Raw genomic sequence first — 25,971 nt, 5'->3', positions numbered from 1 at the left:
ACGGGCGAATTAGGCCGCACTCGCCAGGCTCAGTCAAAGCAAACGGCTTGAGCCAGGGGCGCGCTGTGGCTATGGTGGCCGCTCGTATTTGGAGAGACCCATGTCCATCACCCGCCCCCTGCTCACCAGCGTCGCCCTACTCCCGCTTCTGGCCGCCTGCCAGGTCTACACCGGCAAACCGGAAGGGCCGCCTCCGGCCACCCGCCTGCAGGGTCAGGTACAGGTCGAGAATGGCCAGTTGGTGTTCATGCCCTGTCAGGAACAGCGCCGCTTCGTGCTGGTCGATGGCGAGAGTACCGGTATCGAGCGGGAAGTCACGCGACTCGGCAGCGATGGCCATTCCAGCCTGTTCGTCGACCTCGGCGGTCATTTGGGTGGCAGCCAGGGCAAAGGCAACGACGGTCGCTTCGAGGTCAGCCAGATCTATCGCCTGCAAGGTGAAGGACACGGCTGTGACGATCTCAACTTCAAGCGCCTGGCCCTGCGCGCCAGTGGCAACGAACCGTTCTGGCAACTGGAAGTCGGCAGTAAGGGCCTGGTCCTCAACCGCCCCGATCACGAGCCGCTGGCCCTGCCCTACCTGGAAGAGCAAATGCCGGATGGCCGCCTCAACTACAGCAGCGAAGCCAACGGCCAGCGCCTCGATCTGTGGGTCGCCCCGCAGCGTTGCGTCGACGGCATGAGCGGCGCGGTCAATCACCTCAGTGCCGAACTGCGTCTCGATGGCCAGGTGCTGCGCGGCTGCGCGCACTTCGGTGCCATGCGCAACTGAACCTCACCCGCCCCTTTACCGCCCCGGCAAGTTGCGCGCATCGCCAGCGAACTGCGGGCGTGTCTACCGTGTCGTCTGACACCCTCTTCACAGAGTCGCTCGCGTCGGGACAGCTCCTCCGAGCCCCGGCGCGAGATGAACAGCAAGGATTTCTACATGCCTCAGCCCGCCTCAACGGCCGCCGACCAACCCAGCTCCCCGCCCGCCGCATGGTGGGCCGTCGTGTCGCTGGCCCTGGGAGCCTTCGGGCTGGTGACCGCGGAGTTTTTGCCGATCAGCCTGCTCACGCCCATGGCGACCGAGCTGGGTGCCTCCAACGGCATCGTAGGGCAGGCCATAACCGCGACAGCAGTGGTCGCGGCATTTGCCGGCCCGCTCATGGTGCTATGCGCCGGCCGGCTGGATCGCCAGAAGATCGTCTGGGGCTTGATGGTCGTGCTGGTGCTTTCCAGCATTCTCTCGGCCTACGCCTCGAGCGTCAGCGTCCTGCTGATCGCACGCGGCCTGCTGGGCTTCGCCCTTGGCAGCTTCTGGGCCATGATGACCGCATTGGCCCTGCGCCTGGTGCCGCCCGAAAAGGTGCCGAAAGCCATCTCGATCATCCTCATGGGCATTTCCTTCGCCACGGTATTCGCCGCACCGCTGGGAGCCTTCCTGGGTGATCTGTGGGGCTGGCGCATGACCTTCCTCGCCGCTTCGGGGATTGGCGTGGCGGCGCTGGCAATCCAGATGCTGACGCTGCCCCGACTGCCGTCCGCTGCTGCGCCTGGTCTGGCTTCGTTCAAGGCCGCATTGTCGCGCCGCGCGGTGGTCATCGGCCTGGTGACCGGTCTGCTGGTCATTTCCGGGCACTTCGCAGCGCTGACCTTCATCCGCCCCTTTCTGGAGGAGGTGCCGCGTCTGGACGTCGGCACCGTGTCGCTGACCCTGCTGGCATTCGGTGTCTGCGGTTTTTTCGGCAACCTGATCGGGGGCGTCGTCGCCGCGCGCAGCCCGGCGTGGGCGGTGGCCAGCTGCTCGTTCCTGATCACCCTCGTGGCGCTTGCATTGGTGCTATTCGGTGCCGAAGTGAATGTCGCGTTCGTGGCGACCGCGCTCTGGGGCTTCGCCTTCGGGGCCTTCCCGGTGTCGATCTCCGTTTGGAATGCGCGGGCAGCTGCCGATCACGCCGAAAGCGCGGGCGCGCTGCTGTCCTCGACCTTTCAGGTGGCCATTGCCACAGGTGCGGTGCTCGGCGGGCTGATTATCGACGGGTTTGGCGCAAAGGCGGTGATTCTCTATGCCTGCACTGCAACGCTGGCCGGCGCTGCCCTGATGTTCGTGCGAGGCCGCCCGCTGGAAAGACGCTGAACACAGCGGAGTGGCGCAGCAATCGTCCGCAAGGCCTGATCTGCACGGCTACGGCCGCTGACGCGGCGGCCCCTTTCGCCCCTGAATCTCGTACAATCGCCGCCCTTCTTCACCTTGCCGGATCACTACCGGCCAACCAGGACACTGCCATGCTTCGCCTGACCGAACTGAAACTGCCCCTCGACCATGCCGACGAGGCCCTGCGCCCGGCCATCGTCCAGCGCCTGGGTATCGCCGATGCCGACCTGCTGGCCTTCAGCGTGTTCAAGCGCAGCTACGATGCGCGCAAGAAGTACGGCGATATGCCGTTCATCTACACCATCGATTGCGAGGCGAAAGACGAAGCGGCGCTGCTGGCGCGCCTGAGCGGTGACAAGCATGTCGGCCCGGCGCCGGACATCACCTACAAGCCGGTGGGCAAGGCCGAGGCGCCGCTGGACGAGCGCCCCATCGTGGTCGGCTTCGGCCCCTGCGGCATCTTCGCCGCGCTGATCCTGGCCCAGGCCGGCCTGCGCCCCATCGTGCTGGAGCGCGGCAAGGAAGTGCGCCAGCGCACCAAGGACACCTGGGGGCTGTGGCGCAAGAACGTGCTCGACCCGACCTCCAACGTGCAGTTCGGCGAAGGCGGCGCCGGTACCTTCTCCGACGGCAAGCTGTACAGCCAGATCAAGGACCCCAACCACTACGGGCGCAAGGTGCTGGAAGAGTTCGTCAAGGCCGGCGCGCCGGACGAGATTCTGTACGTCAGCAAGCCGCATATCGGTACCTTCCGCCTCACCGGCGTGGTTGCCACCATGCGCGAGGAGATCAAGGCCCTCGGCGGCGAGGTGCGTTTCCAGCAGCGCGTCAGCGACCTGCTGATGGAAGACGGCCAGCTTACCGGCGTGGTGCTGGAAAGCGGCGAGCAGCTCAACAGCCGCCACGTGATCCTTGCCCTCGGCCACAGCTCGCGCGACACCTTCCGCATGCTTCATGCCCGTGGCGTTTACCTGGAAGCCAAGCCCTTCTCGGTGGGTTTCCGCATCGAGCACCCGCAGTCGCTGATCGACCGAGCGCGCCTGGGCAAGTACGCCGGCCATCCGAAGCTCGGCGCCGCCGACTACAAGCTGGTGCACCACGCCAGCAATGGCCGTTCGGTATACAGCTTCTGCATGTGTCCGGGTGGCACCGTGGTCGCCGCCACCTCCGAACCGGAACGCGTGGTGACCAACGGCATGAGCCAGTATTCGCGCAACGAACGCAACGCCAACGCCGGTATCGTCGTTGGTATCACCCCCGAGCAGGACTACCCGGGCGGCCCGCTGGCCGGCGTGGAGCTGCAGGAGCGCCTGGAATCCCACGCCTACGTGCTCGGCGGACGCAACTACGAGGCGCCCGGGCAACTGGTGGGCGATTTCATCGCAGGCAAACCGTCCACCGCTCTGGGCGAGGTGCAGCCCTCCTACAAGCCGGGGGTGAAACTGGGCGATCTGGCGCCATCGCTGCCGGACTTCGCCATCGAAGCCATCCGCGAGGCGCTGCCGGCCTTCGGCAAGCAGATCAAGGGTTTCGACCTGGCCGATGCGGTGCTCACCGGCATCGAAACGCGCACCTCCTCTCCGGTGCGCATCACCCGTGGCGACGATCTGCAGAGCCTGAACCTCAAGGGCCTGTACCCCGCCGGCGAAGGCGCGGGCTACGCTGGCGGCATTCTTTCAGCCGGGGTCGACGGCATCCGCGTGGCGGAGGCAGTGGCCAAGGACATGCTCGCTCTGGATCGCTAACCCCTGCACGCACAGGGGCCGACTTCCGGCCCCTGATTCAACTTTCTGACGAGCGTGTCCGGCCTTATCGCGGATAAATCCGCTCCTACCGGTCAGGCGCGCGCCGCAACACCGGGCGCCTTCTGTAGACGCGAATTCATTCGCGATCCTGAAGCCGGCGCCGCCTCGTCAATCTTCATCACGGCGTATACAGCAAAGCGTTGAACGTCCCGAACCATGGGGGCGCCGGGCTGGGTCGGGATAAGTCAGCAGCTCGGTGAAACCGGCCTTGCGCATCATGCCTGCCGAGGCGGCGTTCTCTTCGTGGCGATCGATATAGACATCGCGCACACCCAGTCGCCAGAGATCCTGCACTGCTGCCGTGAGCAGCTGAGCGCCAAGTCCGCGACCCGAGCAGTCGCGATGCACCACAGCCTCACAGATATAGCCGTGCAGCTGCCCGGCACGCGCAGCGGGTTGGTGAGCAGCGAAATCCTCGGTCAGACGATAGCTGACGAACCCCAGCAATTGCCCCTGCTCCTCGGCCAAAACGGCCAGCGTTGTGCTCGCCGCGATCCCCAGCAGGTGCTGGCGAACCTCGACTTCGGGCAGATGATTCCAGGGGTTGGGGCCATGCTCGAGAATCAAAGCGCAGAGCGCCTCGATGTCCTCGACAACGGCCTGACGAATGACCAGCTCGCTCATGCTCCTGACTCCCTGACGCAGCGCGTCCTTCGCTCAAAGGATGCAGTCTAGGGCGGGCGATCGCCTGGCGACAGTTACAGCCAGGGACGAGAAACGACTGACAGTGGATCAGTGATCATCGTCCCACGGCTGGCCACGGGTCTGCTCGAACAGTTCGAGCTTCTTCTGCATTGCCGCCTTGGACAGGATGTGTGCGCTGACCGGAGCGGTGAGGAACAAAAACAGCGTGATCAGTAGCTCGTGCAGGCTGAGGCTGCCGGTGTGGTGGGCGAAGAACAGCATCGAGGCGATCAGCGTACCGCCGACACCCAGCGTGGTGGCCTTGGTCGGGCCATGCAGGCGGGTGAAGAAGTCCGGCAGGCGATACAGGCCAATGGCGCCGACCAGGGCGAACAGGCTGCCCAGGATCAGACAGACGCAAATCAACAGTTCCAGCCAGAACGGCATGGTCATTTCCCCTTAATCGATGATGTCGCCGTGCAGCAGGTGTTTACCCACCGCGACCGTGCCGACGAAGCCCATTACCGCGATCAGCAGTGCGGCCTCGAAGAACAGATCCGATGCCAACCAGATGCCGAACAGCATGATCAGCGCGAGCGCGTTGATGTACAGGGTATCCAGGGCCAGCACCCGGTCGACCACGCTCGGCCCTTCGACCAGGCGCGCGACATTGAGCAGCATCGCCAGCGTGAGGATGCCCATGCACAGGAAGACTACGTTTTCGAGCATTCGAAAATCTCCAGCAGCGGCGTTTCATAACGGCTCTTGACGGCCGCGACCAGCTCGTCGCGATCCGGCACGTCGAGCCCGTGCACCAGCAGCGTCTTGTGATCGGAGCTGAGGCTGGCAGAGACCGTACCGGGCGTCAGCGAGATGATGCAGGCCAGAGTCGACAGGACGAACTCATCCTCGATCTCTACCGGTACCTCGACGAATGCCGGCTTCAGGCGCGATTTCGGGCCCAATACCAGCTTCACCACCTGCAGGTTGGCCACCACGATGTCGTAGAACACCTTGCCAATGAACAGCAGCAGCCCCAGCGGCTTGCGCACCCTGGGCACGTGCAGCAGGAAGTCGCTGCACAGATGCACGATGGACCAGGCAAGAAACGCCCCGAGCAGGATATGCCCCAGGTTGAGGGTGTTGACCAGCAGCAGCCAGAGCACCATCAGAACCAGCATCATCCGTGGGTGAGGGAAGAAACGTCTCATGCTGCACCTCCGGCGATGATCGACAGGTAAGGTTGCAGATCGAGCAATTGCGCCGCAGCGGCCTCCAGATAAGCCAGGATCGGTTTGGCAGCGATCAGCAGCAGCGGGCTGGCCAGCAACAGACCAAGCGTGGCAAACAGGCTGATGCGATCAGTAGGCTCGGCTCTGGAAGGCGCTGCGTCCGCGCCGTGCCCCAGCCAGAACAGACTGGTACCGGCACGGCTCAGCGCAACCAGGGTCAGCAAGCCGCCGATCAGCACCACCGGCCACAGACTCCAGGCCTGCCAGCCAGGCTCGGCCGCACGCAGCAGCAACAGCTTGCCGAAGAAACCGGAGAATGGAGGCAACCCGGCGACGGAGATGGATGCGAAGAAGAACATGCAGCCCAGCAACAGCGGCTGACGCAGCACACGCTCCTGCTGCAGATCACCGCCTGCGCTGTCACGCTGGGCGACCACCAGGCCGGCGAGCAGGAACAACGCACCGCTGATCAGCGTGCTGTGCAGCATGTAGTAGAGCGCAGCACTCAGTGCAGCGGCGTTGCCAATGGCGAAGCCGGCCAACAGGGTGCCCACCGAAACCACCACCAGATAAGCCAGCAGCGCCTGCAGCTGTCGTGCACCCAGGGCACCAATGACGCCAAAGGCGATGGTCGGCAGCGCCAGCCACCAGAGCAACTCATGGCCGAGATTGGCCAGCGGCCCGGCCTGTTCACCGAACACCAGAGTGAATACGCGGACGATGGCGTAGAAACCGACCTTGGTCATGATGGCGAACAAGGCGGCCACCGAAGCGGGCGCCGCGGCGTAGGCGCGCGGTAGCCAGAAGCACAGCGGCAACACGGCGGCCTTGAGGCCGAAGACGATCAGCAACAGGTAGGCGGCGGCCTTGATCAGCGGCGCATCGGCAACATCAACGCTGGCAACGCGCGCGGCCAGGTCCGGCATGTTCAGAGTCCCGGTCAGACCGTATAGCAGGCTGACGCCGATCAGGAAGAACGAAGAGCCCAGCAGGTTGAGCACGACGTAATGCACGCCGGCCCTGACCTGATTGGCGCGGTTGCCGTGCAGCAACAGCGCATAGGAGGAAATCAGCAGAACCTCGAAGAACACGAACAGGTTGAACAGGTCCGCGGTCAGGAAGGCGCCGTTGATGCCCAGCAGCTGGAACTGGAACAACGCATGGAAGTTCGGCCCGCGCTCGTCTTCGCCACGGCAGGCGTAGATCAGCGCCAGGCTTGCAAGTAGCGCGGTGACCAGCAGCAGTGCAGCGTTGAGCCGGTCGAGCAATAGCATGATGCCGAACGGCGCCGCCCAATTGCCAAGGGCGTAAACCTGCAGCTGCCCTGCCCCGGCCAGCGTCACCAGATATATCCCCACTGGCAGCAGCGCCAGGCAGCCCACCAGGGAAATGCCTCGTCTGATCTCGCGCGACCAACCGTGGCCGACCAGCAGCAGCGCGCCAAAGAACAGCGGCAGAAGAATGGGGAGGATGATGGCGTGACTCATGCGCGCGGCTCCTCGCCATCGACGTGATCGGTTTTCAACTCACCCAGGCCACGCAGCGCCAGCACTACGACGAAAGCGGTCATGGCGAAGCCGATGACGATCGCGGTCAGCACCAGCGCCTGCGGCAGCGGATCACCGTACTCGGCGCTTTTGCCGATCACCGCTGGCACGCCGGTACCGAGACGGCCCATGGCGAAGATGAACAGGTTGACCGCATAGGAGATCAGGGTCAGCCCCATCACCACCGGGAAGATACGGGCGCGAAGCAGCAGGTAGACGCCGCTGGCAGTCAGCACTCCGAGGGTGATCGCGAATACTGCCTCCATATCAGATGACCTCCTTGTACGACTCGTCCTGACTGACATGGCCGATGTTGGAAAGAATCAGCAGGGTGGCACCGACGACGGCCAGGTACACCCCAAGATCGAAGAGGATGGCGGTGGCCAGTTCGATTTCGCCAATCAGCGGAATATGGAAATGGCCGAACGCCGAAGTCAGGAACGGCGAGCCGAACGCCCAACTGCCGAGACCGGTCAGCCCGGCGATCAGTACGCCCCAGCCGGCGGTGGCGTGATAGCTGAACTTCAGGCGCTGCTGGGTCCAGGCCACGCCATGAGAGATGTACTGCAGGATCAGCGCCACCGAGGTGATCAGACCTGCGATGAAACCGCCTCCGGGCAGGTTGTGACCACGCAGGAAGATGAACGCCGAGATCAGCAGCGCCATTGGCAGCATCGCACGCGCCAGGTTGTCGAGGATCAGCGGATGGGCATCGGTCGACCACGGCCGCCCGTTCTTGTCGTGGGTCGTATGCGGCAGGCGCAGGCCATGCAGCAGCGCATAGATGCCGATGGCAGCGATGGCCAGCACGGTGATTTCGCCCAGGGTATCGAAGCCGCGGAAGTCCACCAGGATCACGTTGACCACATTGGTGCCACCACCACCGGAGACGCTGTTTTCAAGGAAGAACGACGAGATGCTCTGATAAGGACGGGTGAGCACGGCGTAGGTCAGCATCGCCACCATGGTACCGCTGCCCAGCGCCAGGACCAGGTCGCGCAAACCGCGCAGGCTGCTGGACTCGGCCGGGGTGCGGTCGTTCATGAAGTACAGGATAAGTATCAGCAAGATGATGGTCACCACCTCCACCGACAGCTGGGTCAGCGCCAGGTCCGGGGCGGAGAAACGAGCGAAGGCCAGTGCCACCATCAGGCCGGCGGCGCTGAGGATCATCAGGGCCACCAGGCGACGACGATGGAAGACCACGGTGAGCACTGCGGTCACCATCAGAATCAGCATGCCGGTGACGGTCAGCGGATCGATCGGTGTCATGGCCACACTGCCGGTCAGTTGTTCCAGCGGCGACAGGGCGATTACCACCAGAGTCAGGGCACTGCCGAGCATCCACGCCAGGTAGCGCTGCAGCGAGCCACTTTCCAGCAGCTTGGTGATACGCACAGACAGGCGGGTCATGTAACGCACCACCTGATCGAAGGCATCCTTGGCGTCCAGATTCGGCAAACCTTCATACCAACGGAACAGCGGTTTGCGGCAGGCGTATACGATGATCCCGCCAAACAGGGCGACGAGGCTCATGATCAGCGGCAAGTTGAAGCCATGCCAGATCGCCAGGCTGTATTCGGGCAACTCGCCGCCCAGCGTCGAGGCAGCGGCGGCGGCCAGCAGCGGTGCCACCGTATAGGCCGGCACCACGCCCACCAGCAGACAGAGGAAAACCAGCACCTCCACCGGCACCTTCATGTAGCGCGGCGGTTCGTGCGGCGGGTACTTGGGCAGATCGATCGGCTCGCCGTTGAAGAACACGTCGTGGATGAAACGCAGCGAATAAGCTACCGAGAACACGCCAGCCAGGGTCGCGGCAGCCGGAATCACCCAGTTGAACCCGCCCAGCAGGTGCTGGTGCAGGGTTTCGGTGAAGAACATTTCCTTGCTCAGAAAGCCGTTGAGCAGCGGTACACCGGCCATGGCCGAAGCCGCCACCATCGCCAGCACCGCCGTATGCGGCATGTACTTCCACAACCCGTTGATACGCCGCATGTCCCGGCTGCCGGTTTCGTGGTCGATGATGCCCGCTGCCATGAACAGCGAGGCCTTGAAGGTGGCGTGGTTGATGATGTGGAACACCGCGGCCACAGCGGCCAGGCGCGTATCCAGGCCAAACAGCAGGGTGATCAGGCCCAGGTGGCTGATGGTCGAATAAGCCAGCAGGCCCTTGAGGTCATGCTGGAACAGCGCCATGCCCGCGCCTACCAGCAGCGTGGCCAGTCCGGTCAGGCTGACCATGTAGAACCACCACTCGGAACCGGCCAGCGCCGGGTACAGGCGCGCCAACAGGAACACCCCGGCCTTGACCATGGTTGCCGAGTGCAGATAGGCCGATACCGGCGTCGGTGCCGCCATGGCGTGCGGCAGCCAGAAATGGAAGGGGAATTGCGCCGACTTGGTGAACACACCCAGCAACACCAGCACCAGCGCCACCGGATACAGCTCGTGCGCCCGGATCGCATAACCGGCGGCCAGCACCTGGGAAAGCTCGAAGCTGCCGGCGATGTGACCGATCAGCAGGATGCCGGCGAGCAGCGCCAGACCACCGCCGCCGGTGATCGCCAGCGCCATGCGTGCGCCCTTGCGGGCATCGGAGCGCGAACCCCAGAAGCCGATCAGCAGGAACGACGACAGGCTGGTCAGCTCCCAGAACATCAGCATCAGCAGCAGGTTTTCCGACAGCACCACACCCAGCATGGCGCCCATGAACAGCAGCAGGAAGGCGAAGAAACGCCCCATCGGCTCGGTCTTGGCCAGGTAATAGCGCGCGTAGAGGATCACCAGCAGGCCGATGCCGAGAATCAACAGGGCGAACAGGAAGCCCAGGCCATCGAGGCGCAGGCTGAGATTCAGGCCCAGGCTCGGCAGCCACTCCAGCTTGACCCGCAGCACCTCACCGGCGAACACCGCCGATCGATGATTGAACAGAAGGACCAGTGCCAAGACGGGCGCCAGGGCCGTGGCCGCGGCACAGGCCGAGCGTCCAAGCCGGTCGGCAAGCACCGGCAGAAACAACCCAAGAAATGGCAAGGCGACAATCAGCGCAAGCGCCATCGGATAAACCCCTTATGCAGGCACGCCGGGTCAGGCGGCCCAGCGACGAGAACTGGAGTCGCAACTCCCTGACGGTGATATTCCATGCACCACAACGGATCAGCTAAGTCGTTGTCGGCACAAGCATAACCGCCGATTATCCATAACTATCAACACAACGTCATGCATTGAACGATCATTAAACACACTTGGTTACATGCAGATCGGCTGCGACCATGCCAATGATCGCTCACCACTGTAGCCGGACACAAAAAAGCCGGAGCAGCCGTGACTGCTCCGGCTCGTCTAGAGCACTCAGTGAGTGACGCGACTGGTACCGTTAACGGTCATGATGCGCACACGCTCGCCAACCCGGAAGACCTGATTCGGCTCGACTTCCTGCACGTATGCGCGCATGGTGCCGTCGTCTTCGCGCACGGTGATTTCCACGCCCTGGGTGCGGGTCAGCCCTTCTTCGGCGGCAGCGCCAAGCAAGCCACCGGCAACCGCACCGACCACGGCCATCACCGCGCTGCCACGGCCGCCACCGATGCCGCTGCCACCGATACCGCCGACCACGGCGCCAGCGCCAGCGCCGATCGGCGTCTTGGTGCCTTCGATCTTCACGGGACGCAGCGACTCGATGGTGCCCATGCGTACCGTTTGCACCGCCCGGGCCTCGTCGCGGCTGTAGGTGTCGCCGGTCAGGCTGGACTGACAGCCGCCAAGGGCCAGCAGCGCGGCCAGAGAGGTAATGAGCAGAGTAGGTTTACGCATAGCAATTCCTCCAGAGGTATCTTGATCCATTAGACGCCGGGCGCGCGCAACTGTCACGACTGAGTCTGAACAATTCTTATGTCAGACAGACCGAGTTCAGCTAGGTTCGTCCTGTCAGGATCGGGCGAGACGCCAGAGCCGCGCGATGTCCGTGGCACGGGCCTGCAGCTCACCTGCCGCGCCGGCCATCGCCTGCTCCAGCGACAGCGGCCCCGGGGCCAGGCTGAACGCGGCCTCGATACCGGCCTCGTACAACGCCTGATAGTTGTCGCCCAGGCTACCGGACAAGGCGATAACCGGCACCCCGGCCGCACGAGCCACGCGTGCCACACCGACGGGGGTCTTGCCGTGCAGGGTCTGGGCATCCATGCGCCCTTCCCCGGTGATCACCAGATCTGCATTCTCCACCGCCGCGGCGAGGCCCGACAGTTCGGCTACCAGCTCGATACCGGGACGGAAGCTCGCCTTGAGAAAGGCACGCGCGGCGAAGCCGAGCCCGCCAGCGGCGCCGACACCTGGAAACTCGGCATGATCCTCGCCCAACGTGGCAGCAGCGATGCGGGCGAAGCGGCCAAGCGCCTTGTCGAGCTCGGCGACCTGTTCAGGCGTCGCGCCCTTCTGCGGACCAAACACGGCAGAAGCGCCGCGCGGCCCACACAGGGGATTGTCGACATCGGCGGCAACCTCGATCTGCACCTTGAGCAGGCGTGCATCAAGGCCGCTCAGATCGAGCTGATCGAGGGTCGCCAAAGCCGCACCGCCGGGCGCCAGCTCATCCCCCCGAGCATCGAGAAAACGCATGCCCAACGCCTGCAGCAGGCCGAGACCGGCATCGTTGGTGGCGCTGCCGCCCAGGCCGAGAATGATGCGCGTGGCGCCGGCATCCAGCGCCTCGCGGATCAGTTCGCCAGTGCCGAAGCTGCAGGCCAGGCGAGCGTCGCGCTGCTCGCGCGGCACCCAATGCAGACCGCTGGCCGCCGCCATTTCGATGACCGCGGTGCCCTGCCCCAGCCAGCCCCAATGTGCCTTGACCAGCGCGCCCATGGGGCCACGCACTTCGCGTTCACGGCGCTCGCCGCCAACGGCTGCCAACAGCGCATCGACTGTACCCTCGCCGCCGTCGGCCATAGGCCGCAGCAGGCATTCGGCCTCAGGAAACACCTGCTGCCAGCCGCGGGCGATGGCAGCGGCCACATCGGGCGCGCTGAGACTCTCCTTGAAGGAGTCGGGAGCGATGACGATTTTCATGATAGGAACCTCGAAAGGAGGCAGGCGCCCGGCGGACGCCTGCCGGTCAAGCGGATTACAGCAGAACCAGGCTGAGCAGCCAGACGGCAGCCATACCCGCGATACCCTGGATCAGGGTCGCCATGGTCTGGGCACGATAAGCGGTCGCCACTTTCATGCGGCTGAACTGGGTCACGACCCAGAAGAAGCTGTCGTTGGCATGAGATACGGTCATGGCACCGGCACCGATGGCCATCACCGTCAGCACCCGGCCCATCTCGCTGTCCAGCCCGAGGTTGCCCAGCAGCGGCGCCACCATCGCCGAGGTAGTGACCAGAGCCACGGTGGAAGAACCCTGCGCACTCTTCAGCGCAGCGGCCACCAGGAACGGCATGAACAGACCGATGCCCAGCGCCGACAGAGTGTCACCCAGGTAGCCGGTCAAAGCGGTGGCCTTGAGAATGGCACCGAAGGCGCCACCAGCGCCGGTGATCAACAGGATTGGCGCAGCCTCTTTCAGGCCGTGGGCGACATGATCGTGGAACTGCTGACGTTTGCCGTCACCCTTGAGCAGCGAGCAGGCCAGCACCAGACCGACCAGCAGCGCGGCGACCGGCTGACCGAGGAAGCTCAGCACATCGAACGCCGAGCCTTCGCCGAACGGCTTGCTCGGGAACGCGGCGATGGAACCCAGGCAGATCAGCGCGATGGGTACGAAGATCGGCGAAAACGCCTGCCAGGCACTCGGCAGTTTGCCGTAGCGGGCGCGCAGCGCATCGAAATCGACATCATCGGCGAGCAGTTCGCTCGGCGCTTCTTCGAGCAGCGCCTGATCGTTCTGCTTGAGGAAGCGGTTGGCCCAGAGCATGCCAGCCACGGCGGTGACCGCAGCGACCAGCAGCCCGACCAGGATCACCAGGCCCAGCGAGGTTTCCAGGCCCAGGTTGCCGGCAGCGGCGATCGGCCCCGGGGTGGGCGGCACGAAGGTATGGGTGGCGTACAAACCGGTGGCCAGGGCCACGCTCATGGCTACCACGGACACCTTCATGCGCGCCGCCAGAGCGTTCTTCAGCGAGTTGAGGATGACGTAGCCGGAGTCGCAGAACACCGGAATCGACACCAGGTAACCGATGATCGACATGGTCAGCGTGGGGAAGCGCTGGCCCAGCAGGCGGATCGCCGTCTCGGCCATGGTGATGGCGGCGCCGCTGCGCTCGAGGATGACGCCAATGATGGTGCCGAGCACGATAACGATGCCGATGTAACCGAGAATGCCGCCGAAGCCGGCGGTCATGGTCTTGATGATTTCGCCGCTGGGCAGCTGATAGGCGAAGCCGGCGATCAGTGCCGCAGCCAGCAGTGCCAGGAATGGGTGCAGTTTCAAACGGGTAGTGGACAGCACGATGAATGCAATCAATGCCACCAGAATCAGGACCAGGCCCATGACCAGTCTCCTCGTTGTTGTTATGGCGGGCGCATGGCCCGGAAGGAAAATGCAGACAGCGCAACATTGTGGCTCAGGCGGCCCCGCCCTCGCCTTGTGCATCAGCACCAAATCGACCAAGTCAGCGCGCAGCAGGCTGTGCAATCGCACAAAGCCATAGGGCGTTATCCGTCAGCTGGCTCTGTGCGCTTCAGCGGCCCCTCGGGCTCCAGCAACCCCAGCCCCAAGGATAGCTGCAGGCGCTGATCCAGCCGGTTGAGATCCAGGCCACTGAGTTCGGCGATGCGCTCCAGGCGATAGCGCAGAGTATTGCGGTGGATGCCCAGCTCCAGCGCGCAGGTCTGCACCTGACCATCGTGCGCGCACCAGGCTTCCAGCGTCGCTCGCAGCGTGCCTTGCGGGTCCTGCGCCAGCACCTGACGCAAGGGCGCCAGCCAGCCCTGCAGCAACCAGCTGTGACGCTGGGCGTAGAGCAGCGTCGGTAGGCGCAACTCGTCCAGACGCAGCAGGCGACGCTCCGGGAAGCGCGCCTGGCCGTAGGCCTGCAGGTCACGCAGCACCAGACTGGCCTGGCGCAATTCGGTCAGGTCATGCAGAGGATCGCTCAGCGCCAGCGAGCGCACGCCCCACTCACGCTCATCGGCCTGCTGCAGCCAGGCACGGTCATCGCGCGCGGCGCTGTAAGGTCTGCACCAGAGCAGCTCGTGACGACCGAGCGGCGCCACCAGATGCTCGCCCTTGCCGCCGAGTGCGGCCAGCAGGCGCGCCTGACGCGGCAGCGGATCGCCCTGATCATCGAGCTGCAACAGACACATCTGTCGCGGCCAGCTGAGCTGCAGGCCCAGGCGCTCGGCGTCCACCTCAAGGCTGGTCAGGCGCAGTTGCGGGTCGAGCAATTGCCGCAACCAGGCTTCCTGCTGATGCCGCTGCCAATGCCGCTCGGCCTGCAGCACGCGATGCTCGACCAGCATTTCCGCGGCCATGCGCACCAGCTCGGCATAGGGCCGTACGGTTTCGGGTTCACCGGTGATGCCGAGCACGCCGATCAGCCGCTCGGCATGCAGCAGGGGCAGGTTCACACCAGGTTTGACGCCACGCAGGCAGGCGGCTGCCTGGGCATCGATCTCCACCACACGCCGATTGGCCAGCACCAGCTGGGCGCCTTCATGACGGGTGTGCAGGCGGCTGGGGTCGCCGCTGCCGATGATCATGCCCTGCGCATCCATCACGTTGATGTTGTGCGGCAAGATGGCCATAGCGCGGTCGACGATCAGCTGCGCCAGGGTGGAATCGAGTTCGAGCATCGGAAGCGGCCTCGCGAATGAGGCCGCCATTGTAGGCCGATGCAGCGCACTTCACGATGCGCAGCAGAGCCTGAGCAACGCTCAGGCTGCAGCGGACGCTTTACTCGGCGCTAGGCTGCGCGACGCTGGCTTCGGCCTTGTCGTCCGCCTGTGCCGCCGGCGCTTTCGCCTTGGCCTGATTGCGGCGCATCTCCATGCGCTGGCGTCTGGCCTGCTGGCGGGCATGCAGCGCCTGCCCTGCCGTCACCACACCCACGGGCTGGCCTTGCAGGTCCAGACGCGGTGCATTTTCGGTCATGGCCGACCAGTAACGCCCGCCCCGGCACCAGGCGGCGATGCCCAGCTTGAGTTGCTCGAGGCTGATGCCAAGCAACGACAGATGCTGCTCGGCATCCTTGAGAATGCCCTCCTTGAGCGGCACCTTGGGCGCCGGGTTGACCGGGAAGGCCAGCGGGAAGTGCTTCTGCAGGCGCCAGATCGCCTCGACGGCAGGGTCCTGCTCGCGGGCCTTGGCCTTGGGCGGTTGCTTGCGCTTTTGCGGTTTCGCACTTTCGCTCTTTGCCTGCTGTACTGGCTCTGCCTGCTTTTTCTCGGCCCGCAGGCGGTCACGTAGCTCGGCTAGTTGTTCAAAACCCATCGTTCGGTTCACAGCGTCCTGGTTGGTTCGTGGCGCAAGGGTATCTTATGTGCTCGATTCGCACAGCCCTATTGGCGGCCGTCGTGCCCGGCGGTAGGTGGCGGGCTGGCTGCCGAGCACGTGCAGAGGACCGCTGCCGGCCACGAGCGGATGCCAGGAGCGCGCGATCCTGAGGCTTGGAGCCCCCTGGCAAACCTGGGCCGAGGCATACCGACAGGCGGCTACGGCGCCGCCGACAGCTCGATTTCGGCACACAATCCTCCGCCCTCTCGGTTAGTCAGACGCAGCCCCTGCCCCAGGCTGGTAGCCAGTTGCGCGGCAATGGCCAGGCCCAGGCCAGTGCCACCGGTATCGCGGTTGCGCGAACGCTCCAGGCGGTAGAAGGGTTTGATCACCTGCGACAAGAGTTCATCGGGTATTCCCGGCCCGCGATCCAGCACCTGCAGCAGCCAGCCAGCGCTGCCTGGCTGGGCGATCAGGCGAAGCTCGGCGGCACCGGCGAACTTCAGGGCATTGTCGATCAGGTTGGTGAGCAGACGGCGCAGGGCGTCCGGTCGGGTGGCCAGGACCGCATCGTTCGGCGCCAGCAGGCGCACGTCCTTGCCCATGTCGGTGTAGTCGAACACCAGACTCTGCAGAAACGGCACCAGCTGCAGGCGCCGCGCCGGCTCACTGGAAGGCTCGGTGCTGCGCGCGTAGGCCACGCCCTCCTTGACCAGGTGCTGCATCTCGCACAGGTCGTTCCACAGCTTGTGCTTGTCGGTGGCGCCTTCGTCCATCAGCTCCACGCGCAGCTTCATGCGCGTGATGGGGGTCTGCAGATCGTGGGAAATGGCCGCGAGCAGTTGCACACGCTCCTTCACGTAAGCGGCGATGCGCGCCTGCATGTTGTTGAACGCCGCCGCCGCGTAAGCCACCTCGGTCGGCCCGCTTTCGTCCAGCGTCACGGCCTGGCTTTTCAGATCCAGCTCGTCCACCGCGCGTGACAATTGCGTCAGCGGGCGGATGGCCGTGCGTACGGCCAGCCAGGTGCAGAGGATGAGCAACGACAGCTGGGCCAGCAGCAATGCCGGCAACCAGGGGGACAAGGGCATGACCGAAGGGCGTACGTCGATGGTCAGTGGCTGGCCATCCTTGAGCTGTAGATGGGCCTGATAATGCGGACGCTGATCGTCGATGATCTGAAAATCGATGCGGTACTCCGGGCCAAGCGTGGCCAGGATCGAGTGCACCGACACCGGAACATCAGCACGGTCGAGGGCGGTGCCCGGCTGGCCCTCATCCAGTTGATAGCCATAGTTGGGCCGCTGCAGGCGCGGCAGCCAGGCTGCACGTTCGACGGCAGGCAAGCGCTCGAGCACCGCCACCGCCGTGGCCACGTCGCGTTCGAAATTGCTCAGCATCAGCGTTTTCGCGCTGCTGTAACGCTCGTAGCTTTGCACCGCGAACGACAGCCCGTGAGCCAGCACCAGGCTGGCCAGGAAGATCAGCGACAGCCTGGCGGCCAGCGTGTGCGGCCAGGGCAGCCAGCGCTTCACGGCAGCATCTCGACGGCGAAGCTGAACACGTAACCTTCGCTGCGCACCGTCTTGATGTAGGCCGGGGCACGTGCGTCGTCGAGCAGGCGCTGGCGCACGCGGCTGACCAGCAGATCGATGGAGCGGTCGAACAGGTCCGCCTCGCGGCCCTGGGTCAGGGTCAACAGCTGATCGCGGCTGAGCACCCGCTGCGGATGGTCGAGAAAAACGCGCAGCAGACGATACTCGGCGCCGCTCAGGGCGACCACGGTGTCCTGTGCATCGAGCAGGTGGCGCGCCGTGGTATCCAGCCGCCAGGCGCCGAACTTCAGCAGACGCGCAGGTTCGCTCAGCAACATGTTGGGCGGCAGCATGCGCGTACGACGCAGCACCGCATTGACCCGCGCCAGCAGCTCGCGGGCGGAAAAAGGCTTGACCAGATAATCGTCGGCGCCCATTTCCAGGCCGACGATGCGGTCGGTCTCATCGTCCCGCGCGGTGAGCATCAACACTGGCGTGGCGCGATGCTTGCCGGCGCGCAGCTCGCGGCACAGTACCAGGCCGTCGTCACTGGGCAGCATGATGTCGAGCACGATCAGGTCGACCTGCGACGATTCGAGAAACGCGCGCATCTGCCGGCCGTCCGCTGCCAGGGTGGTGCGCAGCCCGTTCTTCTTCAGGTAATTGCCCACCAGCTCGCGAATCTCGCGATCGTCATCGACGATCAGCACATGATCAACCTGAGACTCCATGACGCCTGTCCTTCGATAAGAGGTGCGCTGCAGTCTAACCAGACTGCAATGCCTTGCCAGCCGGGTTTGTAGGCTTGTGTATCTGGCGGCGCAGCAGATACCCAGCGCTACAGTGGCGGCCCTGAACGACACACGGCAGATACCTCCAGGACGTGCAATGCGTCCACCGCCGGCCCTGCGCCGGCAGCTCTCAAGGAGAACGCCATGTTGCTCATCGCTTTTCTCGGTGGTCTGCTGACTGTCCTCAGCCCCTGCATTCTGCCCGTCGTCCCCTTCCTGTTCGCCCGAGCGGGCCAATCCCGCAGCTCCATCGTGCTGACGCTATGCGGTATGGCCATCACCTTCGCCGCGGTTTCCAGCCTGGCCGTGGTCAGCAGTAGCTGGGTCGCACAAGCCAGCCAGGTCAGCCGCTATCTGGCGCTACTGGTGATGGCGCTGTTCGCCCTGTCACTGCTGTCGACCCGGGTCGCCACCTGGCTGGCTCGGCCCTTCGTGGCCCTGGGTAATCGCATCGATCCCGGCGCGCGGCGGCTGTCCGGCCCGTTTGCCGCGCTCGGTATCGGCGTGGCCACCGGTTTGCTGTGGGCGCCCTGCGCCGGCCCTATCCTTGGCGTCATCCTTACCGGCGCGATGCTCGAAGGCCCCAACGCCCATACCAGCCTGCTGCTTCTCGCTTACGGCGCGGGCAGTGCGTTGTCGCTGGGCTTGCTGATGCTTGCCGGCAAGGGCCTGCTGAACCGCTTACGCATGTCGCTGCCGGCGCTGAGCGGATTGCGCCGCGTGGTCGGTGCCGGCGTGCTGGCGACCACCGTGGCGATCGCCGCCGGCGGCAGCCAGGCGTTGCTGGCGGGCACCTCCTCGCAGCTCGCCTATCAGGTCGAACAACGCGTGCTGAGTCAGGTATCCAGCGCACTGGATTACTGGGTGGCCAAGGTCCAGGCCCAGAGCGTGCCGGACACCAGCCCGCAAGGGCGCATGCCCTCGCTGGCCGGCGCGGTCCAGTGGCTCAATTCGCCCGAGCTCAGCCGTGAAGACCTGCGCGGCAAGGTGGTGCTGATCGACTTCTGGACGTTCGACTGCATCAACTGTCAGCGCACCCTGCCCTACGTCAAGCAATGGGCGCAGAAGTATGAAAAGGACGGCCTGGTGGTCATCGGCGTGCACACGCCGGAATACGGCTTCGAGCGGGTAATCGCCAACGTGCGCGAGCAGGTCAGGCGCCTGGACATCACCTACCCGGTGGCGGTGGATAACGACTATCGGATCTGGCGCGCCTTCAACAACCAGTACTGGCCTGCCCATTACCTGATCGATGCCAAGGGCCAGGTGCGCTACAGCCACTTCGGCGAGGGCGCCTATGCCACCCAGGAACAGGTCATCCAACAGCTGCTGGCCGAAGCCGCTGACCAGCGCCAGGCGACCACGGCTGAGCGCCGCTGAGCGCATCTGTATCGCTCTGTATCTACGCCGCTTGCTGATACGAACGGTTGCGCTGGCCGCCGTTCGTGACACACGGCAGATACCTCGGCGAGCTGCAATAGCTCCATCGAGACGGCACCGGGCCGCTCGCTAGTGAACAGGAGAATCAATGATGAAAAGCACCGCTTTGAACGCCGCTCTGCCGGGTCGCCTGCTTGCCCGCTCGATAATTGCCGCCGCCCTGCTGCAAGGTGGCGTACTGTTTGGCCTCGGCGCCCAGGCCGCCGAGGTGCCGGCCGGCAAGATCGAAGCCATCCGTGTCGGCAGCCACACCTCGTTCGGTGAACTGAAGCATGTACGAGCCGGGCTGCTGGACGTGTCCTACGCCGAGCTTGGGCCGGCCGATGGCCCGGCTGTCATTCTGCTGCACGGCTGGCCGTACGACATTCACAGCTATCTCGATGTGGCCCCGGCACTGGCCAGCAAGGGCTATCGGGTGCTGATCCCCTCGGCTCGCGGCTATGGTCAGACGCGTTTCATCTCCGACAAGACCCTGCGCAACGGTCAACCGGCTGCCCTGGCCAGCGACCTGATCGACTTCATGGATGCGCTGAAGATCGACCGCGCCGTACTCGCCGGCTACGACTGGGGCGCTCGCACCGCCGACATCGTCGCAGCGCTGTGGCCAGAGCGGGTCAAGGCGCTGGTTGCGGTGAGCGGCTACCTGATCGGCAGCCAGGATGCCGGCAAGGCGCCTCTGCCGCCGGAAGCCGAGCTGCAGTGGTGGTATCAGTTCTACTTCGCCACCGAGCGCGGCCGCCTGGGCTACGAAAAGAACACCGAAGCCTTCGCCAAGCTGATCTGGAAACTCGCCTCGCCCGAATGGAAGTTCGACGATGCCACCTTTGCACGCAGCGCGGCATCGCTGCGCAACCCGGACCACGCCGCGGTGACCATCTTCAACTACCGCTGGCGCCTGAATCTGATCGAAGGCGAGCCGCAGTACGACGCCATCGAGAAGAAGCTGGCGACCTTCCCTTCCATCAGCGTGCCGACCATCACCCTGGAAGGCGATGCCAACGGCGCGCCGCACCCGCCCGCCGAGGCCTATGCCAAGCGCTACACCGGCAAGTACGAGTTCCGCCTGATCAGCGGCGGCATCGGCCACAACCTGCCACAGGAGGCGCCGCAAGCCTTCGCCCAGGCCGTGATCGACGCCGACCACCTCTGACCCTTCTGCCCGGTGCAGGCCCAACCTGGCCTGCACCGCAGTCACAATCAACCCCGAGGAAAACCCCATGAAGAACATCGTGACCGCACTGGCCATCGCGACCAGCCTCGCCATGGGCCATAACGCCCTGGCCGCGGACAAACCCACAGTCGTTCTGGTACACGGCGCATTCGCAGACGCCTCCAGCTGGAACGGCGTGGTGAACGTGCTGGAGCAGGATGGCTACAAGGTCATCGCCGCAGCCAACCCCTTGCGTGGGGTGAAGAGCGACGGCGCGGCCGTGGCTGCGTTGCTGGCCAGCGTGAAGACGCCCGTCGTGCTGGTCGGACACTCCTACGGCGGCAACGTCATCAGCAATGCAGCCTACGGCCAGGCCAATGTGAAGGCGCTGGTCTACGTCAGCGCCTTCGCTCCCGGGACCGGTGAAACCGTCGCACAACTGGCCGGCAAGTTCCCGGGCAGCACGCTCGGCCCGACACTGGCCGACCCCGTCGTGCTCGCCGATGGCGGCAAGGATCTGTACATCCAGCAGGACAAATTCCACGACCAGTTCGCCGCCGACCTGTCCGACGAGCAAGCCACGCTCATGGCCGCAACTCAGCGACCGGTGACCGAAGCCGCGCTGAACGAAAAGGCCACCACGCCGGCGTGGAAGAGCATTCCGTCGTGGCACATCTACGGCGACGCGGACAAGAACATCCCGCCGCAGGCCATGGCGTTCATGGCCGAACGGGCGCACGCCCGGGCCGTGGAAGTGATCCAGGGCGCCTCGCATGTGGTGATGGTGTCCCATCCGGAGTCAGTCGCCCGGATGATCGAGAAGGCTGCCGTGCAATGATCGGCCGGCCGCAGGAAGCTTGAGCGCCCTGCCCGATACGGGGAGGCGATCGATGGCACTTGAGAGGGAGCGGAACAGACCGAGGGCTGCACCTGTATGGCGGCGGTCGAGCCCAGACCGCCGCTGTCGGTCAGAGCGGGACAGCGCTTGCGTGCCAGCCGCCTCGGGATCGATGCATGGCCACGCTGCTGCCTATGCCTGCGTGTCGAGGTTCCTGCCGACCGAAGAATCCGCCGAGGAGGCTGAATGCCCGGTAGATGGTGCTTCAGCTTTGGGAGTGGAAGTCGGCGCCTGAATCGCCGTGGCCGGCATGGCCGTACCTGGCTCTTCGCCGCCGACTGCAGCAGGCTCGGCAGGCGAGGCAGGCATCGTTTCCTTCGCATCCAGGGATGCATCGATCTCTTTTCCCGCCTCCCGAATTGCCGCCGCATCCTCGCTCGAGGCCTCGATGATCTTCTCTTTCTCCTCCTGCTCAGCCTTGGTATTGGCGATGTCCAGGACATCCTTGTTCGCCTTCTCCAACGGGGCCAGCAGCCTCTTCTTCACCTCTTCAGGAATGGATGCATCGTTGCGAATCGCCTGCATCTTGAGGGACGTCTGCACCATCGAATCGAGCTGGCTCATGCTCATGCCCGGCGCTACCTGCGCCTTCTGATTCCTGGAGAGCGCGCTGAGACTGACCGCCATGACGGAGGCAGGCGTGACCAGATCGTCAGCCGTCTTTAGAACTGAAGTAGCGCCTCTGTCCGAACCGGCTTCCGCTGACTTGGCGACCTTGGACGTAGCAAGCGCTGCGCTTGAAATCAAAGAAGGGATTTGCATCGTTGCTTCCCGAGATGAGCCGATCCTGCCGCATATATCTGCCTGGCTCGTGGGAAGTTGAGAGCACATCGAGGTGAACGCGATCAGAAGCAGCCTGATTCCAGTCGTAGTGGATCAGTCATCGCCTAGTTTGCTGGAGGGCTGCGATTAGTCAGTGAAAATAGGAAAGACTCTGGGAGACTGGCTGGGCCAATAGCTGCTAGCGGCCAGAAGCAGCCGTTAGTGGTTGGCTACGCGACGCCCTCTCATGGAGGACCTAGGTATGAGGGCAGGAGGGCTCTAGGGAAGTTGGGCCTATTCACTTTGTCCCGCTCAGCGTTTGTGACTCGCTCTAGTATCGATTATGGCACCATGCTACTTTCGCAAAAATGCCATGGACGGAGTCTCACATGCCCGAGCGGTTAACCCTGACCCAGAATGCTCAGTTTTATCGTGAAGATGTGGCGCTGACAAACGAAGCCATTCGTAATATTTTGGATGCGGCTTCTGATAACAAAACGCTTGGTTCTGTGTTTCTTATCGACCAGATAGACGCAGTACGTGAGCTTGAGGACGGCAGTCAATTTCGGTTCAGTCTGAGAGTATTCCCAACCGCGAGACCTGTCCACTTCTGGGGCGAGCCTCTATCAGACTTAATCCATGCGCTCATTTTGATCATCCAGATTGACGGCTATGTGGCGGTACTGAAGAAGTCCTGCGCAAGCGTTACCGAGGTTCTAGAAAGATACCTCACCCCCATCAAGAGTTCAGAGTTAACGGCTTCATTCAGCGATGAAGAAGCTGAGTTTCAAAAAATCGCGATGCGGAACATGACTGTTTCGGAACGAGCAATGCGCAGTAAGGCTTACGAGGCAGCAGATCTGAAAGGTCTGCTTTCCTTACACGCTGCGGGAAGGTCAATTCCCTACTTTTTCAAACTTAAGCTCAATGGGCAAGTTAAAACTATCTCGGCACAAAGTGGCCGAGTAGTGGAGTCCTCCGAGCGAAAATCACTTAACGACGTCGTGAAGTGGGTTCGCCTGCAAATTGAGCAGATCAAAAATCCTTCTGGTGAAAAAGAATTCTTAGAAGCATTCGCACAGATGGTTGAGCTAGATATCGTATGGGATGCCACGCAACCTACTGCCGCATTAATTGAGTCATCTTTCATCGTTGATAATTTGCTAGAGAAGGATGTGCCGTTAATCTATACGACAAAAAGAGGTCGATCTTTCGAGCTGACAGGAAAGCAAATTGGCGCATTAATTCACCAACTTGAAAAGGTGTACGAAGTTAACCCAGCGCCGGGCTTTGAACTAAATGGCACGAGCAGGTTGGCCAGTCTTAAGAAAAATAAAAATTCAATTTCCTTGACTTCCCCGGCTTTACGGAAGATCAAATTTGAGGAAAATGGGAAAGAGCGCACCCTACAGGCATTTATAAACAAGAATGACCTGGTTACTATTAGTTTTGCCAATCCGCAATATATGTACTTTATGGGGCAGTGCTTTAAGGATGGGGCGGGCCTAAATGAAATACCGAGCCTTCTCAAATCGTTTGTGGCGATTGACGATCTAGCGCTAGCGATCTCTGAAAAGGGTGATTACAAACCCGCCAGGAAAAAATTTGACGCAAATTCCGTTTTCGGAATTATCGAAAAGCATTTCAGCAAGAATGACTACGTTTTCTGTGACGATCTAGGTGATGAATGGGCAGATCACATCGCCTTCAACAAAAAAGAGCACTCAGTAAGCTTTATTCACTCCAAGCACGGAGATGTCAGTAAGTCTGCTAGCAATCTGCATGATGTTGTAGGTCAAGCGATAAAAAATATCGGAAACATGGACCTAGACTTGCGCGCATTCATTCGAAAGTACGACGAAAAGATTCTAACAAACTACCGCGACGGCACAATGCCGCGGATAAGGAAGAAAATTCCAGGCGACTTTAAAATCTACCTTACTGAACTTAGACAGGATTATCGATTCAACAAGCGCTGCATAATCTGCTGCTCGTTTCTATCAAAGGCACTTATTGAGAGTGAATTTGGTAAATTGCACAGAGGAGTGCGAGTGCCTGGCAATATAACCCAGATGTTTTGGATTCTTTCATCTTTTGTGCATGCAACAAAAGAAGCAGGAGCTTCACCTATTATCTATTGTCGGCCATAAAGTCGGTCATAAATGTTAAGAGAAAACCCTTTGTGGGTCGAGCTATGCCTGTGACGACCCGCCGAGGGGCGCCTGAAGAGTTTTGCACGTGCGTATATAGCAATTTCTGGCGGTTTGCAGCCGATCGCCTCCAGTTGCATACTCAAAGAAGACATTGAGACGTACCTAAAGTACGCCTCTCCATCGCCCAGAAACGTGTATATGTACTTATAGCCAGCCTGGGCAAATGGTCAGTACGATCAGGCAGAACAGCTAGTCGGGAAAAGAATATGGGGCTCAAAGAAGATCAGGAATTTTCCCGCGCGGCCTGTGAGCGCTTAATCATGGGGTTTCCAGCAAAGCTCCTCAAGAAAGAGTCCGCAATCGCAGATCGCCTCAGCCAAGTGAAACTATCGCCCTTGAAGAAGCTGGAGGCCGTCTACGAGCTTCTTGGTGAGATAGGTGCACACATAGCGCCTTCAACGCCCTGCAAGAAAGGTTGCTCATCCTGCTGCCACTACGGGGTCAATGTTTCTGAGGTTGAAGTTCAGTACATAGAGGCACGCACAAAGCACAAACGATTGAAGCAGATGCTGCCTAATGAAAACTTCCATGGGCAAGCGTGTCCTTTCCTTAAGGAAAACTCTTGCAGTATCTATTTAGCTAGGCCATTCGTTTGTCGCCGGCATCATTCACTGGCACCGACTCCTGAATGGTGTGCTCCCGATAAGTCAGCTGCAGGTGATTTTGCTCGGCTTGAATCCAGCGAGCTGAAAAAAGCTTTTGACGCCCTACGTGTAGGCAGTCCAGTTTGGGATATCCGACAAGTTTTCAGGGCCCAATGAGCCTCGTAGTTCGTATAGAAGAGTCAAAATAATCACTTCCAATAACATCTCAGCGGCGCTTCCCTGAGATCGTTTCTGGTCTTGGCTACCGGAAGCGGTCATTTGAGACAGGCCGCTTCCAGCCATTAACAGCCGTGTATTTACAGAGCTAGCCGATACAAAAGTGTGGAAGCAGTGTCTCTACTGCCAACGGGTCGAATGTAAAGGTAGCGTGGAGGTAATAGCCGCCCAAGAGGGCAGCTATCATTGCTCCGTACGCTTCTAATTAGCTGGCATCTGCTTGCCGCGACGAGACACCTCTTATCATGGCCGGTTGAAGGCGGTGCCTAGCATGCTTGGCGCAAAATCCCTCCATTAGCTCACTCGGAGCATAGACAGGAGTCATTTTAGTAGTGGCCGCTCCGGAACGAACCAGGATCTTATCGACTGCGCATGCTTTGCACGGTAGCAGCCCGGCAAGAAATGCGCATTCAGCACATACCACAATATGGTTGCTCGGGTCGTGGTCGTGGGTGTTTGACAGCTCGATATGTGTTGCGTGGTGATCCCAGACATGCGCGCAGCGTATGGTGCCAGCGGACTCGTTGTCCGCCGAAATAATGCGGGTAGTCATGACTGACCCCTCCTGAAAAGAAGTTGAGA

General features: G+C 62.5%; 23 protein-coding genes. 8 read left to right on the top strand and 15 right to left on the bottom strand.

Going from position 1 to position 25,971, the window contains the following annotated elements; translation table 11 throughout:
• Positions 1-100 precede the first annotated feature (100 nt).
• The 3 genes from DXK50_RS08935 (at position 101) to DXK50_RS08925 (ending at position 3,885) form a co-directional block, all read left to right on the top strand.
• On the top strand, positions 101-772 hold the full coding sequence (locus DXK50_RS08935; protein ID WP_212630068.1) for a COG3650 family protein: 672 nt from the start codon (positions 101-103) through the stop codon (positions 770-772).
• A gap of 222 nt (positions 773-994) precedes the next feature.
• Positions 995-2,122, top strand: a complete 1,128-nt coding sequence (locus DXK50_RS08930; protein ID WP_212630067.1) for an MFS transporter — start codon at positions 995-997, stop codon at positions 2,120-2,122.
• A gap of 149 nt (positions 2,123-2,271) precedes the next feature.
• Positions 2,272-3,885 (top strand): NAD(P)/FAD-dependent oxidoreductase, encoded by a 1,614-nt coding sequence (locus tag DXK50_RS08925; RefSeq protein ID WP_212630066.1) that lies wholly within the window; start codon positions 2,272-2,274, stop codon positions 3,883-3,885.
• Positions 3,886-4,053: 168 nt separating this feature from the next.
• On the opposite strand, the gene DXK50_RS08920 is transcribed toward DXK50_RS08925, so the two are convergent.
• From DXK50_RS08920 to DXK50_RS08855, 14 genes are all read right to left on the bottom strand, one after another.
• Positions 4,054-4,569: a GNAT family N-acetyltransferase gene (locus tag DXK50_RS08920; protein ID WP_212630065.1), complete on the bottom strand. Its 516-nt coding sequence runs from the start codon at positions 4,567-4,569 to the stop codon at positions 4,054-4,056.
• A gap of 108 nt (positions 4,570-4,677) precedes the next feature.
• Positions 4,678-5,016, bottom strand: coding sequence for a Na+/H+ antiporter subunit G (locus tag DXK50_RS08915; protein ID WP_161864382.1), 339 nt, complete (start codon positions 5,014-5,016; stop codon positions 4,678-4,680).
• Positions 5,017-5,028: 12 nt separating this feature from the next.
• Positions 5,029-5,298 (bottom strand): K+/H+ antiporter subunit F, encoded by a 270-nt coding sequence (locus DXK50_RS08910; protein WP_161864383.1) that lies wholly within the window; start codon positions 5,296-5,298, stop codon positions 5,029-5,031.
• Complete coding sequence (locus DXK50_RS08905) at positions 5,283-5,780, bottom strand: Na+/H+ antiporter subunit E (RefSeq protein ID WP_161864384.1); 498 nt, start codon at positions 5,778-5,780, stop codon at positions 5,283-5,285. The genes DXK50_RS08910 and DXK50_RS08905 overlap by 16 nt, the downstream gene beginning before the upstream one ends.
• Positions 5,777-7,288: a monovalent cation/H+ antiporter subunit D gene (locus DXK50_RS08900; RefSeq protein WP_161864385.1), complete on the bottom strand. Its 1,512-nt coding sequence runs from the start codon at positions 7,286-7,288 to the stop codon at positions 5,777-5,779. Before DXK50_RS08900 ends, DXK50_RS08905 begins: the two co-directional genes overlap by 4 nt.
• Positions 7,285-7,614, bottom strand: a complete 330-nt coding sequence (locus DXK50_RS08895; RefSeq protein ID WP_024307413.1) for a Na+/H+ antiporter subunit C — start codon at positions 7,612-7,614, stop codon at positions 7,285-7,287. The genes DXK50_RS08900 and DXK50_RS08895 overlap by 4 nt, the downstream gene beginning before the upstream one ends.
• 1 nt (position 7,615) lies before the next feature.
• Positions 7,616-10,408, bottom strand: coding sequence for a monovalent cation/H+ antiporter subunit A (locus DXK50_RS08890; protein WP_212630064.1), 2,793 nt, complete (start codon positions 10,406-10,408; stop codon positions 7,616-7,618).
• 294 nt (positions 10,409-10,702) lie between these two features.
• The gene (locus DXK50_RS08885) at positions 10,703-11,164 is read right to left on the bottom strand and encodes an outer membrane lipoprotein (RefSeq protein WP_024307411.1); all 462 of its coding nucleotides are present in this window, start codon (positions 11,162-11,164) and stop codon (positions 10,703-10,705) included.
• Positions 11,165-11,278: 114 nt separating this feature from the next.
• Complete coding sequence (locus tag DXK50_RS08880) at positions 11,279-12,412, bottom strand: glycerate kinase (RefSeq protein ID WP_212630063.1); 1,134 nt, start codon at positions 12,410-12,412, stop codon at positions 11,279-11,281.
• 55 nt (positions 12,413-12,467) lie between these two features.
• Positions 12,468-13,835 carry a GntP family permease gene (locus DXK50_RS08875; protein ID WP_212630062.1) on the bottom strand — a complete coding sequence of 456 codons (1,368 nt, stop codon included), beginning with the start codon at positions 13,833-13,835 and terminating at the stop codon, positions 12,468-12,470.
• A 164-nt stretch (positions 13,836-13,999) separates the two neighbouring features.
• Positions 14,000-15,139, bottom strand: coding sequence for a sugar diacid recognition domain-containing protein (locus tag DXK50_RS08870; protein ID WP_212630061.1), 1,140 nt, complete (start codon positions 15,137-15,139; stop codon positions 14,000-14,002).
• 100 nt (positions 15,140-15,239) lie between these two features.
• Positions 15,240-15,776, bottom strand: coding sequence for a ProQ/FinO family protein (locus DXK50_RS08865; protein WP_212630060.1), 537 nt, complete (start codon positions 15,774-15,776; stop codon positions 15,240-15,242).
• 221 nt (positions 15,777-15,997) lie between these two features.
• Entirely contained in the window at positions 15,998-17,314 is a 1,317-nt protein-coding gene (locus DXK50_RS08860; protein ID WP_212630059.1) for a sensor histidine kinase, read from the bottom strand.
• Positions 17,311-18,045 (bottom strand): response regulator, encoded by a 735-nt coding sequence (locus DXK50_RS08855; protein WP_212630058.1) that lies wholly within the window; start codon positions 18,043-18,045, stop codon positions 17,311-17,313. Before DXK50_RS08855 ends, DXK50_RS08860 begins: the two co-directional genes overlap by 4 nt.
• A gap of 204 nt (positions 18,046-18,249) precedes the next feature.
• On the opposite strand from DXK50_RS08855, the gene DXK50_RS08850 reads away from it, so the two are divergent.
• The 3 genes from DXK50_RS08850 (at position 18,250) to DXK50_RS08840 (ending at position 21,533) form a co-directional block, all read left to right on the top strand.
• Positions 18,250-19,485 carry a cytochrome c biogenesis protein DipZ gene (locus DXK50_RS08850; RefSeq protein ID WP_212630057.1) on the top strand — a complete coding sequence of 412 codons (1,236 nt, stop codon included), beginning with the start codon at positions 18,250-18,252 and terminating at the stop codon, positions 19,483-19,485.
• A gap of 151 nt (positions 19,486-19,636) precedes the next feature.
• Entirely contained in the window at positions 19,637-20,695 is a 1,059-nt protein-coding gene (locus tag DXK50_RS08845; RefSeq protein ID WP_249186757.1) for an alpha/beta fold hydrolase, read from the top strand.
• Between the two features lie 67 nt (positions 20,696-20,762).
• On the top strand, positions 20,763-21,533 hold the full coding sequence (locus tag DXK50_RS08840) for an alpha/beta fold hydrolase (protein ID WP_212630055.1): 771 nt from the start codon (positions 20,763-20,765) through the stop codon (positions 21,531-21,533).
• Positions 21,534-21,725: 192 nt separating this feature from the next.
• Here the strand turns inward: DXK50_RS08840 and DXK50_RS08835 are convergent, their stop codons facing one another.
• Complete coding sequence (locus tag DXK50_RS08835; RefSeq protein ID WP_212630054.1) at positions 21,726-22,355, bottom strand: hypothetical protein; 630 nt, start codon at positions 22,353-22,355, stop codon at positions 21,726-21,728.
• A gap of 389 nt (positions 22,356-22,744) precedes the next feature.
• On the opposite strand from DXK50_RS08835, the gene DXK50_RS08830 reads away from it, so the two are divergent.
• Together DXK50_RS08830 and DXK50_RS08825 are read left to right on the top strand one after the other, a co-directional pair.
• Positions 22,745-24,505: a hypothetical protein gene (locus tag DXK50_RS08830; protein ID WP_249186756.1), complete on the top strand. Its 1,761-nt coding sequence runs from the start codon at positions 22,745-22,747 to the stop codon at positions 24,503-24,505.
• 269 nt (positions 24,506-24,774) lie between these two features.
• Positions 24,775-25,329: a YkgJ family cysteine cluster protein gene (locus DXK50_RS08825; RefSeq protein ID WP_071537734.1), complete on the top strand. Its 555-nt coding sequence runs from the start codon at positions 24,775-24,777 to the stop codon at positions 25,327-25,329.
• Positions 25,330-25,971: the final 642 nt, after the last annotated feature.

The organism is Pseudomonas sp. KB-10, assembly GCF_018221585.1.
GTDB classification, from domain to species: Bacteria; Pseudomonadota; Gammaproteobacteria; order Pseudomonadales; family Pseudomonadaceae; genus Aquipseudomonas; species Aquipseudomonas yangonensis.
Note: the sequence above shows the minus strand (reverse complement) of the source record. Positions and strands in the feature narration are given on the sequence as shown.

Bases quoted from the DNA above. Each gene is read 5' to 3' on its own strand.
- DXK50_RS08910 (WP_161864383.1), bottom strand. From the start codon at position 5,298: ATGCTCGAAAACGTAGTCTTCCTGTGCATGGGCATCCTCACGCTGGCG.
- DXK50_RS08925 (WP_212630066.1), top strand. From the start codon at position 2,272: ATGCTTCGCCTGACCGAACTGAAACTGCCCCTCGACCATGCCGACGAG.
- DXK50_RS08935 (WP_212630068.1), top strand. From the start codon at position 101: ATGTCCATCACCCGCCCCCTGCTCACCAGCGTCGCCCTACTCCCGCTT.
- DXK50_RS08920 (WP_212630065.1), bottom strand. From the start codon at position 4,569: ATGAGCGAGCTGGTCATTCGTCAGGCCGTTGTCGAGGACATCGAGGCG.
- DXK50_RS08855 (WP_212630058.1), bottom strand. From the start codon at position 18,045: ATGGAGTCTCAGGTTGATCATGTGCTGATCGTCGATGACGATCGCGAG.
- DXK50_RS08875 (WP_212630062.1), bottom strand. From the start codon at position 13,835: ATGGGCCTGGTCCTGATTCTGGTGGCATTGATTGCATTCATCGTGCTG.
- DXK50_RS08890 (WP_212630064.1), bottom strand. From the start codon at position 10,408: ATGGCGCTTGCGCTGATTGTCGCCTTGCCATTTCTTGGGTTGTTTCTG.
- DXK50_RS08870 (WP_212630061.1), bottom strand. From the start codon at position 15,139: ATGCTCGAACTCGATTCCACCCTGGCGCAGCTGATCGTCGACCGCGCT.
- DXK50_RS08825 (WP_071537734.1), top strand. From the start codon at position 24,775: ATGGGGCTCAAAGAAGATCAGGAATTTTCCCGCGCGGCCTGTGAGCGC.
- DXK50_RS08865 (WP_212630060.1), bottom strand. From the start codon at position 15,776: ATGGGTTTTGAACAACTAGCCGAGCTACGTGACCGCCTGCGGGCCGAG.
- DXK50_RS08830 (WP_249186756.1), top strand. From the start codon at position 22,745: ATGCCCGAGCGGTTAACCCTGACCCAGAATGCTCAGTTTTATCGTGAA.
- DXK50_RS08840 (WP_212630055.1), top strand. From the start codon at position 20,763: ATGAAGAACATCGTGACCGCACTGGCCATCGCGACCAGCCTCGCCATG.
- DXK50_RS08900 (WP_161864385.1), bottom strand. From the start codon at position 7,288: ATGAGTCACGCCATCATCCTCCCCATTCTTCTGCCGCTGTTCTTTGGC.
- DXK50_RS08905 (WP_161864384.1), bottom strand. From the start codon at position 5,780: ATGAGACGTTTCTTCCCTCACCCACGGATGATGCTGGTTCTGATGGTG.
- DXK50_RS08835 (WP_212630054.1), bottom strand. From the start codon at position 22,355: ATGCAAATCCCTTCTTTGATTTCAAGCGCAGCGCTTGCTACGTCCAAG.
- DXK50_RS08850 (WP_212630057.1), top strand. From the start codon at position 18,250: ATGTTGCTCATCGCTTTTCTCGGTGGTCTGCTGACTGTCCTCAGCCCC.
- DXK50_RS08895 (WP_024307413.1), bottom strand. From the start codon at position 7,614: ATGGAGGCAGTATTCGCGATCACCCTCGGAGTGCTGACTGCCAGCGGC.
- DXK50_RS08880 (WP_212630063.1), bottom strand. From the start codon at position 12,412: ATGAAAATCGTCATCGCTCCCGACTCCTTCAAGGAGAGTCTCAGCGCG.
- DXK50_RS08845 (WP_249186757.1), top strand. From the start codon at position 19,637: ATGAAAAGCACCGCTTTGAACGCCGCTCTGCCGGGTCGCCTGCTTGCC.
- DXK50_RS08885 (WP_024307411.1), bottom strand. From the start codon at position 11,164: ATGCGTAAACCTACTCTGCTCATTACCTCTCTGGCCGCGCTGCTGGCC.
- DXK50_RS08915 (WP_161864382.1), bottom strand. From the start codon at position 5,016: ATGCCGTTCTGGCTGGAACTGTTGATTTGCGTCTGTCTGATCCTGGGC.